10 protein-coding genes are annotated in these 17,810 nt (G+C 58.7%); 8 read left to right on the forward strand and 2 right to left on the reverse strand.

What is annotated here, in order from left to right:
* The first annotated feature begins 97 nt into the window (after positions 1 to 97).
* From cobG to AB4P97_RS27195, 5 genes are all read left to right on the forward strand, one after another.
* A complete protein-coding gene (gene cobG, locus AB4P97_RS27175) occupies positions 98 to 1,402 on the forward strand; it encodes a precorrin-3B synthase (protein ID WP_395601853.1) in 1,305 nt (434 codons plus the stop codon).
* Complete coding sequence (locus AB4P97_RS27180) at positions 1,402 to 2,028, forward strand: precorrin-8X methylmutase (protein ID WP_042557460.1); 627 nt, start codon at positions 1,402 to 1,404, stop codon at positions 2,026 to 2,028. Before cobG ends, AB4P97_RS27180 begins: the two co-directional genes overlap by 1 nt.
* Entirely contained in the window at positions 2,025 to 2,759 is a 735-nt protein-coding gene (locus tag AB4P97_RS27185; RefSeq protein WP_390896383.1) for a precorrin-2 C(20)-methyltransferase, read from the forward strand. The genes AB4P97_RS27180 and AB4P97_RS27185 overlap by 4 nt, the downstream gene beginning before the upstream one ends.
* Complete coding sequence (cobJ, locus tag AB4P97_RS27190) at positions 2,759 to 4,459, forward strand: precorrin-3B C(17)-methyltransferase (protein WP_395601854.1); 1,701 nt, start codon at positions 2,759 to 2,761, stop codon at positions 4,457 to 4,459. Before AB4P97_RS27185 ends, cobJ begins: the two co-directional genes overlap by 1 nt.
* 306 nt (positions 4,460 to 4,765) lie before the next feature.
* Positions 4,766 to 11,908, forward strand: coding sequence for a TcdA/TcdB pore-forming domain-containing protein (locus AB4P97_RS27195; protein WP_395601855.1), 7,143 nt, complete (start codon positions 4,766 to 4,768; stop codon positions 11,906 to 11,908).
* 56 nt (positions 11,909 to 11,964) lie between these two features.
* Here the strand turns inward: AB4P97_RS27195 and AB4P97_RS27200 are convergent, their stop codons facing one another.
* Positions 11,965 to 12,558: a MarC family protein gene (locus AB4P97_RS27200; RefSeq protein ID WP_042557462.1), complete on the reverse strand. Its 594-nt coding sequence runs from the start codon at positions 12,556 to 12,558 to the stop codon at positions 11,965 to 11,967.
* Between the two features lie 231 nt (positions 12,559 to 12,789).
* Here AB4P97_RS27200 and AB4P97_RS27205 point away from each other — a divergent pair, with 231 nt between their 5' ends.
* From AB4P97_RS27205 to AB4P97_RS27215, 3 genes are read left to right on the forward strand one after another with little or no spacing between them, the layout of a single operon-like run.
* Entirely contained in the window at positions 12,790 to 13,578 is a 789-nt protein-coding gene (locus AB4P97_RS27205) for a hypothetical protein (protein WP_115145897.1), read from the forward strand.
* Between the two features lie 57 nt (positions 13,579 to 13,635).
* On the forward strand, positions 13,636 to 14,349 hold the full coding sequence (locus AB4P97_RS27210) for a hypothetical protein (protein WP_395601856.1): 714 nt from the start codon (positions 13,636 to 13,638) through the stop codon (positions 14,347 to 14,349).
* Positions 14,334 to 14,975 (forward strand): hypothetical protein, encoded by a 642-nt coding sequence (locus tag AB4P97_RS27215; RefSeq protein WP_395601857.1) that lies wholly within the window; start codon positions 14,334 to 14,336, stop codon positions 14,973 to 14,975. Before AB4P97_RS27210 ends, AB4P97_RS27215 begins: the two co-directional genes overlap by 16 nt.
* Positions 14,976 to 14,980: 5 nt before the next feature.
* Here the strand turns inward: AB4P97_RS27215 and AB4P97_RS27220 are convergent, their stop codons facing one another.
* A complete protein-coding gene (locus tag AB4P97_RS27220) occupies positions 14,981 to 17,755 on the reverse strand; it encodes a response regulator (protein ID WP_395601858.1) in 2,775 nt (924 codons plus the stop codon).
* Positions 17,756 to 17,810: the final 55 nt, after the last annotated feature.

Genomic DNA, 17,810 nt, shown 5'->3' on the forward strand with positions numbered 1-17,810 from the left:
TCTTTTCATGCCGCCGGACAAAGCAGGCATAATACCGCGCCTTCGCCCGCGAAGCGCCTTTCCCACGCAGCCGGTCAGCCCCTTGAACGAACGCCCGATGTCCACCGCCATACGCCCCTCGGCTTGCCCGGGGTTGCTGCGTATCGTCCAGGCACTGGACGGGGGCATCTGCCGGATCAAGCTCGATGGCGGCTCAATCAGCGCCGATCAGGCTGACGCGGTGGCCAATGCCGCCGAACAGTTCGCAGGCGGGGCGATTGAGGCGACCAATCGCGCCAACCTGCAAATTCGTGGCATCGGCCGGCAATCCGCTGCCCTGATCGACAGTTTGCTGGCTGCCGGACTCGGGCCGCGCACCGCCGCAGGCGATGATGTGCGCAATCTGATGCTCAGCCCAACCGCCGGGATCGACCGGCAGATGCGCTTCGACACCCGCGCACTCGCCGAGCAGATCCTCGTCACGCTGCAGAGCCATCCACGTTTCCACGAGTTGAGCGCCAAGTTCGCCGTGCAACTCGATGGCGGCGAAGCGCTGGCGATGCTCGAACATCCCCACGACCTGTGGTTGTCGGCGTTCGAGCGCGATGGCGAGACGTTGCTGGCGTTTGGTCTGGCCGGGTGCCCGACCGATCGCGCGGTCGGGGCGGTGACGCTGGAAAATGGCCATGCGCTGGTGGTCGCGGTGCTGGAGCTGTTCCTCGAACTGGCGCGGCCCGAGCAAACGCGCATGCGCCATTTGCTCGATGAACTGCCGATGCTGGTGTTTCTTGAGCAGCTCAGAGCACGCCTGCCGATCAAAGCGATCAGCGGTTGGCAGCGTCTGCCGGTTGCGGACGATCTGCACATCGGCCCTCATCCGCAAAACACCAACAACCTTGTCTACGTCGCAGGCGTGCCGCCACTCGGTCGCCTCGACCCGACCATGCTGCGCGGTGTAGCCCAACTGGCTCGTCGTTTCGGCGACGGCAGCCTGCGTTTCACGCCGTGGCAAAGCCTGCTGCTGCCGAACGTGACGCAGACCGACGTAAACCAGGTGATCGAAGGCCTCAAACAGCTGCACCTGCTGACCGATGCCGCTGAGCCATTGTCGAGAATGATCGCCTGCACCGGCGCCAACGGCTGTGGCAAAGGCTTGGCCGACACCAAAAGCGATGCCCGTTTGCTGGCGACGCTGCTGCCGCAAGCGCAAAGCGTACATCTGTCTGGTTGCACGCGTTCGTGCGCCGCCGCGCACTGTGCCCCGGCGACCTTGCTGGCCGTCAGTGCCGGTCAATACGATCTCTATTTTCGCGATGCAGCACAGCCGGTTTTCGGCACGCTGCACGCACGCAACCTTACTATTGAAGCGGCCGCGGCAGTCCTTATCGATGCTTGCCCGACGCCCGCTCCCGGAGCCCCTTGATGCTTGATTACATCCGCGATGGTCAGGAGATCTATCGCAACTCCTTCGCGATCATTCGCAGCGAGGCCAATCTGGCGCGCATTCCCGCCGATCTGGAGAAACTCGCGGTGCGAGTCATTCACGCCTGCGGCATGGTCGAGGCCATCGACGGTCTGCAATTCTCTGAGGGTGCGGGCAAGGCCGGGCGTGCTGCGCTGGCCGCGGGTGCGCCGATCCTCTGCGATGCGCGAATGGTCTCCGAAGGCGTGACCCGCGCGCGCCTGCCGGCCAACAACGAAGTGATCTGCACCCTGCGCGACGACAGCGTGCCGGGGTTGGCGCGTGAACTGGGCAACACCCGCTCCGCCGCCGCTCTGGAACTGTGGCGCCCGCACCTGGAGGGCAGCGTCGTGGTGATCGGCAACGCGCCGACCGCGCTGTTTTATCTGCTGGAAATGCTCGATGCCGGCGCACCGAAACCGGCGCTGATTCTCGGCTTCCCGGTGGGCTTCGTCGGCGCGGCAGAATCGAAAGCGGCGCTGGCCGCCGACAGCCGTGGCGTGCCGTTTGTGATCATGCAAGGTCGACTCGGCGGTAGCGCCATGGCGGCTGCGGCGGTCAACGCCCTCGCGACGGAGATCGAATGATGCAGGCCAAAGGACGTTTGATTGGTCTGGGCGTCGGCCCCGGTGATCCGGAACTGATCACCGTCAAGGCCTTGCGCCTGCTGCGCGAATCGCCGGTGGTGGCGTACTTCGTCGCCAAGGGCAAGAAGGGCAACGCGTTCGGCATCATCGAAGCGCACTTGCAGGACGCGCAGAATCTGCTGCCGCTGGTGTACCCGGTGACCACCGAAGCGCTGCCGGCGCCGCTGTCTTATGAACAGGTGATCAGTGATTTCTACGATGAAGCCGCCGAGACGATTGCGGCGCATCTGGACGCCGGCCGTGACGTAGCGGTGATCTGTGAAGGCGATCCGTTCTTCTACGGCTCCTACATGTATTTGCATGATCGACTGGCCACCCGCTATGAGGCGCAAGTGGTGCCGGGTGTTTGCTCGATGCTTGGCGGCGCGTCGGTGCTGGGCGCGCCGTTGGTGTATCGCAATCAGAGTTTGTCGGTGCTCTCCGGCGTCTTGCCTCATGAAGAATTGAAGCGACGTCTGGCCGATGCCGACGCGGCAGTGATCATGAAGCTGGGACGCAATTTCCACAAAGTGCGGCAGGTGCTGGAAGAACTTGGCCTGGCCGAACGGGCGCTGTACGTCGAGCGTGCGACCATGGCCAATCAGAAGATCGTGCCGATCGACCAGGTCGAGCCGATGTCGTCGCCGTACTTCTCGCTGATCATCGTGCCCGGCGAACGGTGGCAAGGCTGATGACTTCATCCACTCCCGCGATTGTCATTCTTGGTCAGGGTAGCCTGGCCACTGCCCGGCGCATCCAGCAGGTGTATCCGGCGGCGCAGATCCACGGTCTCGCCGGTCGTGTCGAAGGCGCCGACTGCACGTATCAGGAATTCGGCGTGACCCTGCGCGAGTTGTACCAGCAGGCCACGCCGATCATTGCCCTGTGCGCAGCCGGCATTGTCATCCGCACACTGGCGCCGCTGTTGCTGGAGAAAGGCGCCGAGCCTGCGGTACTGGCCGTCGCCGAAGACGGCAGCGCCGTGGTGCCGCTGCTCGGTGGTCTTGGCGGGGTGAATGTCATGGCGCGGGAGATCGCTGCAGGGCTGCAAGTCGCGGCGGCGATCACCACCAGCGGCGAACTGCGCTTTGGCACCTGCCTGCTCAATCCTCCGAGCGGCTACGCGCTGGCGGATCTGGAGCTGGGTAAACGCTTCGTCTCCGATCTGCTGGCCGGGCATAGCGTGCGCATCGAAGGCGTGGCGCCGTGGCTGGATCAGGCGCAACTGCTGGAAGATCCACAGGCGCAGCGTTCGATTCATGTCGGCAGTGCCGAGCGTGCGGCAAGTGCCAATGAGTTGCTGATCTATCCGCGCAGTGTGGCGGTGGCGGTGAGCGCAGACGTGGCGGATTTGCCGAGTGTGATTCGTGCGGCGTTGCAGCAGGCGAACGTCGCGGTTCAGGCGTTGGCTTGTCTGGTGGCGGCTGATACCGAGATGGCTTCGGCGGACCTGCCCGAAGCCGCACTTGAACTGAATGTGCCATTGCGGTTTGTCACGGCGCAACGCGACATCGGCGCACTGGCGCGCGTTGCGGTGCCAGAAGCCAGAATCGTTGAGGCAAACGGCCTGGCCATCGCTGTCGCCGAGCAGCCACTGGACGTCGCGCACATCGGTCGCCCGCGCGGTCGTCTCGCGGTGATCGGCCTTGGCCCCGGCGCTGCCGAACTGATGGTGCCTGCGGTAAAAGCGGAACTGGCTCGCGCCACCGACGTGCTCGGCTATGAAACCTACGTGCGCATGGCCGGCCCGTTCCGCGACGATCAAGTGCAGCATTGCACCGACAACCGCGAAGAAATGCAGCGCGCCCGCCACGCCTTCAGACTGGCGGCCGAGGGCCGTTCGGTGATCGTGGTGTCGTCCGGCGATCCGGGCGTATTCGCCATGGCGGCGGCGGTGCTCGAAGCGTTGCACGAGTCCGATGATCCGGCGTGGCACCGTGTCGATCTGGAAATCCTCCCGGGCGTCTCAGCGTCCCTCGCCACCGCTGCCCAGGCAGGCGCGCCGCTGGGCCATGATTTCTGTGTGATGTCGCTGTCGGACAACCTCAAACCGTGGTCGATCATCGAGAAGCGTCTCGACCTGGCCGCGCAGGCGGATCTGGCGCTGGCGTTCTACAACCCGATCTCGCGCGCCCGTCCGTGGCAACTGGGGCGGGCCCTGGAAATCGTCGCGCAACATCGCACACCGCAAACCCCTGTGGTGCTGGGACGTGACATCGGCCGGCCGGGGCAGACCCTGCGCACCACGACTCTCGGCGCCTTGACACCGGACCAGGTAGACATGCGCACCATGGTGTTGATCGGTTCCTCCACTACTTGCACTTTTGCGCGGGCTGAAGGAGGGGAATGGGTTTATACGCCACGTTGGTATGGTGAAAAGCCGATTTCCTGAACAGTCGCCCGTTGATCACGGAGGTAAGTTGTAAGTAACTTCCAGTTGGCGTGACATTGGGTTAATACTTTCAATTTTAAAGTGCGATAACAAAAACAAGGCCGCGACCCCTTTGGGTTCGCGGCCTTGTGCGTTCGCAGGTGAAAGTATTGTGGATGAACTTGTCGCTGGATCCTACCGTTATGCAGTTTGAATGTTGATCGATGTTGCACGCGACACTGATTGTTTTTTTTGATATTTGAGCTCGCCCGACTTAATCAATAGTTTTGTTTGATCTATTAACTATTGATTCAAGGATGAAGGCTGATGGGGACTTTGAATAGTTCTACAAGCAAGAGTGGGTTTGTTTCGGCGGAAGATTTTTCAATACTGCAACAGGCGTTGGTCGAGCTTGCCGGCTCTACGGAATATGCGGCGCTGATTGCGCTTCATGAAGTTGCCAGTCAAACCGTCGATGCCGCCGAAAAGCTGCTGGCAGTGAAGCTGTTTCAGGAGAAGCTTGGGTCATTACTGAGCCAAAGCAGGCCATCCGCCCCCGTGGCGATCAATCGGATTCAGTCCGAATTGAGTCAATACATCGCGAGGCTTTCAGCGACGGCGGACCTGCTTGCTGGAGTAGGCAAACCCGTGCCGAAAATCATGCACTTTGTCTGGGTGGGCGGTGGTGAAGTCGGCGGTATCCAGCGTGACTATATGAACATCTGGCGCGAGGTGCTGAAGTCTCAGGAATACAAGTTCAATCTCTGGTACGACAGCGATGCAATGTTGGCGCATGAGATGAATCGGGTAATTCTTGAAAGTGCACGAGCTGATGCGATGGAATCGGGAGGCGATAAAGCCACCAAATCCACCCGGTTGTCGCAGATGATCGAGGAACGGGCGCGGGTGTTGAAACAGCAGATGTTCGCGTACATCGAACAACCGCAGTGGCGCGGCAGGGCAGATGATGCGCGTATTGACCTGATGGTCCGCGCCTACGGCATGGATCGATCGACGCTCGAAGCCCTTCGCCAACGACGCCTGGAAACGCATTTGGCAATGGTCGGTCCCGACCTGCAATTGCGAGATGTTCGCCAGGAGTTCGCCGGGCACTTTTTACAGGATGTCTATCAGCGCGAAATCGCCATGCGCGGTAACTTTGCAGCGGCGAGCGATGTCGTGCGTTTGCAGGCCGTGCATCTGGAAGGTGGCCGTTACAGTGACATGGATTACTTGCCACCGTTGGCCAGCAAGTTGGGTGGCGTGGATATCAGTGGTTTTGATGTCAACCAGCAACTTTGGGTTCTGAAACTTTTACTGGATCACAACGAAGCGTTGATGCCGGGTCGCGACGCAGTTCGCTACAAAGACATTACCGGAGAAATTCCTGTTCAGTATGCGGAGGCGTTAACCACATTCGCGCGCAGCAAACCCGCCGCTCATGAAATCTTTGTTGCACCGCAAGATCGCTCGGCCCCGTTAGACGCTCTTCGCCTCGGCACGCTCCATGGCTTTTCGAAGAATGGACAAGTCAATGCTCACTTCATTGCTCATCCGGGCAGTGCCATGACCATGGCGTATTTGCAGATGATCCGGGTGAATTATGATTGTCTGCAGGAAGTAGAACGCCGTTCCATTGAAGCCGGAATCGACACAGCGGATGAAGGTCGGTTGTTTGATGTTATTCAAGACGTGGTCAATGAAATGCAGGCGCGGGGCAAACTGCCTGAATCAGACGCGCTTTTTCGTGCGTACAAACTCATTGATGCCATTGGTAGCTACTACGCGGACGGCATTCGAATCGGCGCGAGAGGCACCGTCACTCTTACCGGTCCCGGTGCCGCAAGTTCGGGGCTGACCCAGTACATCGAGCAGCAACTGATGCCCGATCAGATTGATCAGATAAGCCATCACCTGCAGTTGCTCGAAGGCTATAACGATGTCACGGAAGAGGAAAGGATCTCCGGCTGGACCGTCAACGACGACCCCGAGCAATGGCTGGCTAAAGAGCAGGAAAAATGGCAAACCGGAAAACTGAAAGCGCGTTACGCCGGGCAATTGGCTGACCTGCTGAAGCAAAAGACCCTGACGTTCAAGCAAGGCTGGCCGGTGATCGAAGGCAAACCGGTGTTGCTGACTTCGGTATTACAACAGTTGATGGATGAACTGGGCGGTTCCTTCATTCGCGTGATGAAGGACAAGTTGAGCGGTGACTTCACCTTCGACACAGCCTTCACCATAGATTTTGAAACGCGTCAGCAAATCATCGCGCAATCCGACACCCAGATTCCCGCTTCCCATGGCGTCGAGCTCACCAGCAACCTGAATGAACTGTTTACCCACGTCGCCCACGGCTCGCTCCACCCTGAGCACTTGAGCCCGATGCTGCGGGTGATACTGGGTGGCATCTTCGGCGCCACGAGCCTGGGTGACGCGGGATTCGTCGACGCTTGGCAGCAAGTGTCGAATATCGCTCGGCAAACCTCGGAAGGCGGTGTGTTCGCTCGCTACAACGCCATCGAGAACGCCGTGCGTCAGCGCCAGTCTGCAGACAACGAAAGCGCACCGGCGCCGCGCGGTCAGCCTGACACGCACACCACGCGGGAGCTCAAGGTGCTCGCCTTGACCGAGCCGCTGACGCTGAACAGATGGCATGAACGGATCGAGCAGATCAGCCGCACTGCGCAACGTGAATACCGCGGGCAAATCCTTCAGCGCGGCGGTCAGGTGCGTGAACTGTTTTTCAAGGCCGGGGCCATTTCCACCCGGCAAATGCCGCAGGATCTGCTGATGAACACCGCGGGCGATCCAGGCCGGCGTTGCTATCCGCTGGTCCTGCTGACGGCGTCGGCTCTGGCCCAGGGCGATGCGGCCGAGCGGGCGCTGATCGGGCGTGTTGCCAACGCTGGCAAGACACCGGCTGACGCTGATTCCCGAGCGTTGCTGCTGGCGCTGGATGAGCTGCATCAAACGCCAGTCACCGATCACGGAACCGCGCACGGTCTGCAGGGGGTTGAGGCTGTCGTGCAGATGCTGCAAGCGAAAACGGCACCCGCCGTCATGCTGCTCGATACCGGTAATCACGCGTTGCTGGTGGCCAAAGTCATGCAGGGCGACACGCCGGTTTTTCGTTTTTACGACCCCAACTTCGCGATTTTCGGCTTTGCCGGGGCGCAACAGTTGTCGCTGGGCATGGCGCTCTATTTGAGTGCCGGAAACGGCGCGATGGCCAGGCTTTACGGTCTGGGCGACATCGCCAAAGCACAATTCAATGTTACTGAACTGAACACCACGAAGATTGCCGACACAGTGCTTTCTTCGAATCTGCGACTCGACAGCTTTCTGAAAAACCAGGCGATTTCGGATGTTCAAGGTGTGTCGGTCTGGGAAAAGCAGGCGCTCGGGCGCACCCGCTCCTTGAGTGAAAACGCTCGAATGGGGTCCAGTCTGGCGCAGCTGGATGCTCGTTACTGGACGCAGGAATTTGCCCAGGCCACTGACCTTTTGCGTGCCGAGTACAAACTGGGACGTGAATATCTGCCGTTGCTGGACACCGTCGAAAAAACGCCGGAGGCGGGTTACTCGCTGACCATGGCTGACGTTCTTCACCCGCAGAACACACTCAAGGTTTCCACCACCGACGCGCGGTTCAGCAAGATCAGGCACCACCTTCAGCGACTGGTGAAAACCCTGGCCGGCGAGCCCACCCATGCGGGTGAAGCCGACGGCGGGAGTCGCTTGAGTTTCGCCTTTGCGATTCAGACGCTGATCACCGAAATGCGCCAACGGGATTACCAGGACGGTGAAGGACAGATGCCGACATTGGCGATTGCCCTTCAGGTTCAGGTGTATGTGAACTACGCACAACTGGGTTTCGGCGTGGTCAGCGATGTGGTGCAGATCGCCCGGCTGGTGCAACAGGTGTCGGCGGCCGAACAAGCGCTGAAACAGACCTCGGTTTCGGGGCGTTTGGCCGGTCGTGCTGCCACTGGCGCCGGCTTCGTATTTTCCCTGGCGAATATCGGGTTCGATATTTACAACCTGTCGATTGCCGAAAACCATGAGCAGCGATCGAGGTTTTCCACGTCGCTGGCCTTCAACGTGGCGGCGCTGGGGCTGGATATCGTTGCGCTGGCGGCCGGTGGCGTCGTTGGCGGGGCAGCGGCTTTCCTGTCTGTGCCTTTGCTCGGTATCGGCATCGGCGTGACAGCCATCGCCAGCAATCTGGGGCAGATCCGGGACAAGGCCACGGCCGTCGGCAACCATCTGCGCGATATCCAGAATGCCTACACTCCCGGCGCCTATACCCTCGAACACGGGGTTTTGCAGTTCCCGGCCGAGGCGGTCATCACGAGCCTTGATCTGCAAGATAATCAGGTCCGGTTCAACAGCCAGAGTTTTTACCCGTGGGTGGGCAGCTGGTCGGAGTTACCACAGTCCACCTCTGCCCCAGAGCACATGCACCGGGCCATCAACATTCGGGAGGCATTCGAACTGCCCGAAGTCATGACGCTCGACAAGGGCCGAGCCGGCGATCGCCATACGGTTGTGCTGCCGTGTACGCCTGTCTGCTTTTACGGATATGAGTATCAACTGGGGGGCACGGGACACAAGTACGTGCCAAAGCCAGGAGAGGTGGTTGCGCCGCGTGCCTCGAGTGAGGCCCCCGGGCCGCATTGGTATTCATACCGTTCGCCTATTGCTGTGGCCCTTGAAGCGATTGTCGACAGCTTCAACGATGGCATCTATACCCGCTATCCCCAGTTACGCAACAGTGCGGCTTACAAGTTGGAGTATGACAAACAAGGTAACCAACGGTTTTACCTGTACAGCACTCCATCGCTGAAACACATCCTCTACAAACTGCTACCGGTCCATAAGCCGACAAACATAGACGTGCAGCTGGATGAACATGTCCGTCAGTTGGTCGTCCCGCAGTTGCCGAAGGAGTGGAAGCAGTGCATTTCCTACGAGATCTTCAGCCACTCCCCAGGCACGCGTCAGCTCTGGCTGACGCCGGGCCTTGTTGCGGTTTCCCTGCGCAACTACGCGGCGACGCAGTGGATACTTCATGCACCTTGGGCCAGCGAAAAAAGCGTTGGTTTTGATGGCGTGTCGCTCAACGTCGACGGGATTCGCATCGAAGGTCATGTGGATTTCATCGAGCTGGCGAACGGTGAGTTGTTTCGTCTCGACTGGAAAGCCGTGCGGCTGATGCTGGTGTCCATCACGCTGGAGCATCCCACTGCCTTGGCCAATGCTTCTACATTGCAAATTTCGATAGGCAGAGAAACCTCGCAGGCAGCGGTGCTGGCGCGAATTCGAATGCTGGCGGCAGAGCAACGCGTCGCCACCGCTTATGTGCCATTGAACAAGTTCAGGGTGCCACTGAGCGCGGCAAACCAGCCGGTGTTCGTCACCGCCTACTATGACGTGGCGAACGCGCGGTTGTTGTATGCGCGCAACCTGCCTGAGGCAATCAATGATGGCGTGACACTGGCGGCAGCCGATGCCAGGCACGCCTGGTTCTATCACCCCGAGCATGCGACGGTCTGGCGCGTCGACATCATCACCGGCACGGTCAACCAGCGCTACCGGTTGATGAATCCCGCCAGTGGCTCAAGGATTGTCGGTTGTGAACAGACTGTCGGCGGCATTCGGGTGCGACAAACGATGCTTGCGGTCGACAACGGCGTAGAGACCGGTTTTGAATATTTTCTGACTGAGTCCACGGTAACGCTTGAGTGCATCAACACTTCGGCTGCCTGGGGCGATTACACACCGCGCCGGCCGGCCAGTTACTGGCGCTCATTGATTGATCGCTTCAAAACGCCGCGTGACTACGCCGACAGTACCTCCGGCATGGCAGCGGGGCTGGCCATTTGGCGGCCAGCTCAGTTTGTGCAGATACGCGGTCACGTCCAGCAAGAGGTTCGAGATGTTGGCTGGATTCGTCTGGCCGATGGTCTGTATTTCCAGTTAAACCGTGCCAGTGGCCTCGATCTGGATACTAAGATGCTGGTTTGGGATGCAGGTCTGGGTGATCTCCCGCTGTTCTACAGCAAAAGCGCCGGACTGCTGCAGCGGGGGGCCGGAACGGATGACTCGCAAGTTATCGCAACCGACGTCATCGATGTCAGCCAATTCGCTCAGCGTTTCATCGCCACCCGGGAAGACGGCCTGTTGTTCGAGGTCGACAAGCAAGGCGTGATGAAGTTTGTGGGCGTCGGGACGCACTGGTTGCACAAGCATACGGATTGGCTCGCCGCTTTACCGGCGCTTGCCGAAACGTGGAAAACTGCGCCGTTCTCGATCAATGGTCTGGAAAATGTCGGCGGCACACATTCGCTGGCAATGTGGTGCGTCGACGACAAGTTCTTGCTGGCCAAAATCGCAGGTACCACGGAGCTGGATCTGGTTGGACTGACACCTGACAAACAGGCCGCGTGGTTGATGGATATTTGGGGACGGCTCTATCGCCAGCCTCTGACGAATATCGAGGCACTGCGTCGGGCGTTTGCCGGTGGCAGTCGCCTGTTACATCCGGAGCATTTGCCAGATGCGGAAATGGTTTGGTCGCAATGGTCCTTTACCCAAGTGCTGATGGACGGCCAAGGCCTGATCGGACAAACCCGCGAAGGCGTCAACCTGGAACTGATAGATCAGCAGCCTGCACGCATTATCAGTTTCGAAAACAAATGGTCGGATGGGGCCGGCCAACGTCCCGAACAGTTGCAGGAGCGCTTGCGAGCACTATTGAACAAGCAAAACCACGCGCCGTTCCTGCCAATCAAACGTCATGCGGGTCGCTACACGTACTACGTGCCGCAACTGGACCGGCTGTTCGATGTTACCGGTCGCGCCGACGGGCAGTGGGCGGTGTTTCTGGGGAATCGCGATGAGTCGGTGCCGCTGCTGTTCGATCCGGTGGACGGCTTGATTTTCAGCCGTGGTGCGCAGAAGGACATCTGGCTGGCGGGCAGTTACGCACAGCGTGAAGGGGAGTTGCTGTCGCTTGAAGTGAGTGGCGAGGTCAGCGATCTCGTGGCGCTGCTGCCGGACGGGATCAACACGTTGGTACTGGCTTTTGGTGCGCAGACGTCAAGCTACCGGATCCTGGATGACGCGTGGCAGCGCCTGGATTGCATTGTGGTTGATAGTCGCCGGCCATCCGCCCGGCAAGTCGCCGGTGAGGGCACGCTGGTTCTGGACATGGTTGGCAATGAGCGCCTGCTGATGTCGCAGGTTGATGGGCAACTGGTGTTCACCGATCCGGACAACGCACACAGTCTGATCGTGCGGCATGTCATACCCGAAGAGGGCAAACCGGGCATGTCGATGCAGATAAGCGTCAGAGTTGCAGACGAGCATTGCGCATTCCCGGTCGAACAATGGCTGAGCGCCATTTCACAAACCAAAAATGACCAAGGGGTTGCCACGCTCAAAGCAGTCGTTGAAAAGATCACCTGACATTTCACGGCAAACTGAACACGAGGGGTCGTGAGCGGATCAGCTCACGACCCTTTTTACCCCAGATAACCCTTGATCCCGGTAAAGATGATCTGCGCCGCCAGTGCGCACACAAACAGTCCCATCAAACGACTGACAATCTGCAAACCCTGATCGCCGAGAATCCGCTCGATGCGGTTCGACAGGTACAGCACCACGCCGACGGTGAAACTGGCCAGCGCAATGCTCACGATCGCCGTGAGTTTGTCGTCCCAGTGTGGCTGGCTGACGCCCATGACCAACAAGGCGCCGATAGTGCCGGGGCCGACGGTCAACGGAATGGTCAGCGGCACGATGGTCACATCCTGCTGCACATTGTCGGTTTGCACCACCGACTTGCCTTGCGCCATGCCCAGCGCCGAGATGAACAGCACGCTACCGGCACCGATCCTGAACGCGTCCACGGTGATGCCGAACACGTCGAAGATCACTCGCCCGAACAAATACAGCAGGACGCTGGAAACCAGGGTAGCGATCGCCACTTTCCACGCCAGGCGCCGTTGCTCCTTGCGCGAATAACCACGGGTCAGGCTGATGAAGCAGGACAACACGAAGAACGGGCTGTAGAGCACCAGCATCTTCAGGTAAACGCTGAATAACACGTGGAGCATGGTTTGGGCTCACGACAGGAGAGTGTGGGAATGGAGTCTATCAGTCGTTCAGGTTTTTGTCGGTAGCGACTTTTTAAAGTGTTTCGAGTTGCTGTTGTTTGGTAGTTAGTTGTCGTTTTGTTTGCTTGATGATTGTGTTACATGTTCAGGTTTGTATGTTCTTGATTGGCTGGTTATGGTTGCTCTCGCAAGTTCATGAGGACTTGTTTTAATAATGACAAGGAATTCGTGATGAGTAACCAGGTAATGCAGAAAGCGTTTGTTGATAAGTGTTTGAGCGATATTCAGCAATATGATGTTGGTGACATGCCTGCTATTCGTAGCCGCAGTTTTTCATCGGGCGATACTGTTGTGGTGCCGGAAAAAGCCTCTATCGTTGGTGAAGGTATTTTGACCTTTACGGGTTATCTCAGTGAGGTAAATCGAAGCGATGCACAAAATGCCTATCTTTTCGCAAGTCTGGTAGCGAACAAAAAGTATCCGCGGGAAGACCAGGGCCAGGATTGGTACTTGTTGTTCCGTGACGTGATGAACAAAGCGGGCTGGTCTTCTACCAGCATCTATTACAATAACCTTGAAGTCGGCGGTACCAGTGTCCGTATGGACAAACTGGTACTGGAAATTCTGGGTTCGGTTATCTCGGGTCTGGCATTGCCCGGTCCGACTAGTGCATTGATGCTGAAAGTGGCAACCGATGCAATTGCAGCACTGAGCAAACGTGAGACCGCCTTAACGCTGTATGAGCGAAACCTTCTGAATAACGGCGTGGGTGGCATCTCGACCGGAGCCTGCACCGAAGTAAATGGTGTGCCCTTGATGGCTGTCGGTGCAGTTCGTTTTCAGCGCCGCAATACGTCGGACAAAGTGCTGTTCGTCGATGTGGATGTTCGTAACGTGAAAATGTATCGGGGCGAGACCGTATTTGAAAAAAACACGGATACCGCCAATGCGACTCGCGACTATATACGCACCAAGTTGGGTCTGAATGCACTTTCTAAAATCGAAGAGTTCGAGATTTAATCAGTGCTGGAAGGGTGGTCGGGGTCGGCTGCCCTTTTTTATATTCAGGAGGGTGACATGGTCGACGAATGTTTGACGATGGTGGTGGGAAATTCCATTGTGCTTGTGCCTGAAGTTGATGGTGCGGCGGCTTACGATGATCTGATCAACTCGATCTTGCTGGCACAGCTGGTGGCTAATAAAAAGATTGAAAAAACGCCTGGGTTAATCTGGTATGACGCCTATATGGAAGTACTCGATGCCTACTGGTTACGACCCAAAAAGGCCAATCAGACATGGGGGTTCAGACACAACACAGAAGAACTCGTGCCAAATGTGTTTACCGCTATGTTGACTCACGGTGCATTAGGTGGCGCCCATACAATCGCCGCGGTTCTGGCGCGAATTGCAAAGTTGCCGGACAAAGAGCCGGCGCTCCAACTGCTGCGATGTCACATGCAAGCATTAGTTGAGCCTGCGCCAGCCAAAGTGTCAGCTCCGTTGACGAGTGTACGTTTGCTGGTGATAGACGCGAAATCTCCCACCTCGATTACCAGTGCGTATGTCGAGTTCAAGACGCGAAAGGTATTGAGCCCCAATCCATTCCAGCCGTCGTATCAATCTGATGATTTGCACGGTTTGGTTCATGTGCATCACGCGTGTGAAACCCTTGTTGAACAGCTCTACGTTCCTGTGCGTGCGGCGATTGCTGTGAAAGTCAGGGACAGGCTTGCGGGCAATGTTGCGACGTTGACCCTGCCAGCGGAGGTGAAGTCATGTCGGATCCCATGACACCGCAGGCCGCCGTGGTGGGCGCCAGTGTTGTCGCATTCGCCAGCGGTGTGCCGACGCCCCATCGGGATGACATCTACATGAGCACCGCTCATGCACAAATGGCGACACGCGCGGCAATTGAGGACGGGCTAGCGACTGACTGGTTTGAGTACTACTGCAAGGTACTCAGGTTTATCGGCTGGGATGTGCCGAAACCACAGACCCTGACGCCATCACGCAACAGTCTGATGGCCGGCCAGGCGACGCAACGGATCTCAACCATCATGGGCGAGGAATTTTCCGAGCCAATGCGTCGTGCGCTGCTGGCAATTGAGCGTAATACCCTGGCGCTCAAACGGTTCGAGTCCACGAGCATTCGTGGCGATGCCGGTTATTTTCAGATAATTCCCTGCGTCATGAGCGGCCCGAACAAGGTTGAGATGGGCATCTACCATCGTCAGTTCAGGATCAGGCGACAGGTCTCGGGATTTCTGTTTGGCGAAGACGAGACACTCATCCACAACAGCGTCGAACAGATCGCCGCCATCACGTTCAACACCCTTCATTACGCCCAGTTTCGGGATAGGGTCAAAAAGTCGGTGCTGACCGGCTCGCTCAACTACCTGAGCAGTCTGGAGATCTGAGCGAATCAGAAGGTCGACGCCGTGCGGTTCTGTTGATCACGTTGGGCCACCCAATGCTCGATCAATTCGCGCAATTGCGACAGCTCGACCGGTTTGGACATGTGCCCGTCCATTCCGGCCTGGCGTGCGCGCTCCTTGTGCTCGGCGAGAATGTGCGCGGTCAACGCGACGATCGGCGTGCGGATGCGTTGGTTGCTGACTTCCCACGCGCGCAATTGCTGAGTTGCGGAGAAACCGTCGAGGATTGGCATCTCGCAGTCCATCAACACCAGGTCGTAACGCTGGGCTTTCATCGCTTGCAGTGCTTCTTCGCCGTTGCTGGCGGTGTCGGGTTGCAGGTTGAGCTTGCCGAGCATGCCGCGAATCACTTTGGTCGAAATCGTATTGTCTTCGGCAACGAGGATGCGGAAATCGCTCGGCACTTTGGCCACGGTGGCCGCGGTCACCACTTGCGGCTGGAACACCACCTGGCCTTTGTTGCGCTGGTTGAGTTCGTCCGCGAGGGTGGTCTTGAGCGTATACCCGGCCACCGGTTTGGCCAGAATCCTTTTGATCCCCGAGTTACGCGCGATGATCTTGCTCGGCGCGTTGCTGATGCCGGTGAGCATGATCAACAGGATGTCGTGGTTCAGGCTCGGGTCTTCCTTGATCTTGGCCGCCAGTTGCATGCCGGTCATGCCGGGCATGTTCTGATCGAGCAGGACCACATCGAAGTAATCACGCAGGTGCGCCTTGGTGCGCAGCAGCGCCAGCGCTTCCTTGCCCGACGGCACGGCGCTGACGTTCAGGCCCCAGGCACTGCATTGCTGCACCAGCACTTTGCGACAGGTGTCGTTGTCATCGACCACCAACACCCGCGCGCCTTGCAACGGGCTGTCGAGGTCGGAGGTCGGGTGTTCAAGGCGATCCGGGTCCAGCGGCAGCGTCAGCCACAGGGTGCTGCCCTGATTGGTGCCGCTTTTGATGCCGAATTCACCCTGCATCAACCGGATCAGTTGCCGCGCGATCACCAGGCCCAGATTGCCACCCAGACGATTGGCCGAAAGGAAATGCTTGCTGTGCAGCTCGGCGTGCATCAGCGCGTCACGCTCTTCCTGCTCCATCGGCTGGCCGCTGTCCTGCACGGCGATGCGCAGGCGCGGCTTGCTGCTGCGCTCATCGAGGGCGACGACGATCAGCACTTCGCCTTCGTCGGTTTTTTTCAGGGCGTTTTCCAGCAGACTCAGCAGGGTCTGGCGCAGACGGGTCGGGTCGCCGCTGATCACCCGCGGCACTTGCGGCTGAATGAAGCTGATCAACTCGACGTTCTGCTGTTCGGCCTTGGCGCGGTAGATGCTCAGGCAGTCATCGATCAACGCGTTGAGATCGAACTGCACGTCGTCCAGTTCGATCTGCCCGGATTCGAGTTTGGAGATGTCGAGGATCTCGTTGATCAATGTCAGCAGTTCGTTGCCGGCACTGTGGATGGTCTGCACGTAATCGCGCTGTTTGACCGACAACGGGGTACCGAGCAGCAACTCGGTCATGCCCAGCACGCCGTTCATTGGCGTGCGAATCTCGTGACTGATCTTGGCGAGGAATTCGGCTTTGGCGTTGATCTCGGCGTTGCTTGCGGCGAGGTCGCGACTGATGCTGAAACGGCTTTCGGTGATGCTGCGTTGACGCTCGCCCAGCGCAATGCTCATCAACAGCCCGCTGATGCAGATAAACACCATCAACGTCATGATCAGGCCTTGCGGCGCGACCAGTGTCAGGCCCAGCAATGCCGGAAAAATGATCAGCGTACCGATGTTGAACACCACCATGGCAGCAACAAACAACCGCGCCGGGCGGTAGCCCTTCTGCCAGTGATAGAACGCGACAAACAACATGCTCAGACCGGCGAGTGCCACCAGCGCGTAAGTGATGATGTTCAGGGGCAAGGTGTTGACGAACAACAGCAACAAGCTGCACGTCACGATAAACAGAATGTCGCCCAGCAACAGTTTGTTCAGCGGATGCGGGCCCAGCGGGGCGAAGAAGCGCAAGGCAAACATCAAACCGGCCGGCGCGGTCAGCAGCAACGCGAGATAAGCCCCGGGCGTCTGGATCGCATGCCAGTTCGGTAGCCAGGGGCCGGCGAGGTTGAGCAACAGCAACAGGCTGAGTCCCAACAGACCCTCGCAGATCGCCAGCCACAGGCTGCTGCGTGAGCGGGAGTAGGCGTAGCGCACGAGATTGTGCAGCAACAGCATGGCGAGGCAGCCGAACAGCAAGCCGAAGATCAGTGTCTGGTTCTGGTCGGCCGCGCTCATGACCGCCGATTGCAGGGTGATGTGCGGGCGTAACTGATGGTCGGAAACCAGCCGCACGTAGACGTCGAGAGGCTTGCTACTTTGCGGCAGCGGCAGCATGAAGTCGCTGCTCGGTAGCGGCCGTTCAGCCTGGGGCTGGTAGGTGCCGGTGTTGCGTTGCTCGATCAGTTGGTCGCCGTCAAGCACGTACAGATTGAGGTGTGACAGGTCCGGGGCGAAGATCCGCAGCACTTGTTCGTGCTTGCCGGGCGCGAGCCTGAAGCGCAGCCACAGTGCTCCCTCGGGCTCGGCCGCGGTGAGGCGGTCAAGGTCGATGGGGCTGAATTGGTTGGTGTAACGGGCTGAGCGGATATCGCTCAGTTGCAGATTGCCCAGATCGTCGAGCAATACCGACCAGCCACTGCCTTGCGTGGCCTGGGCCGGGAGCATGCAGAGCAAGGTCAGCAACGTGACGGTGAAGCTTATGGCAATCCTGAGCCAGCGCACGGCGAAATCCCTTCTTAGGTTGATGCCAGAGTATAACGACGCGCGGCGGCGGAAC

Origin of the sequence: Pseudomonas sp. A1230, assembly GCF_044218825.1 — a bacterium.
Taxonomy (GTDB): Bacteria; Pseudomonadota; Gammaproteobacteria; order Pseudomonadales; family Pseudomonadaceae; genus Aquipseudomonas; species Aquipseudomonas iridis.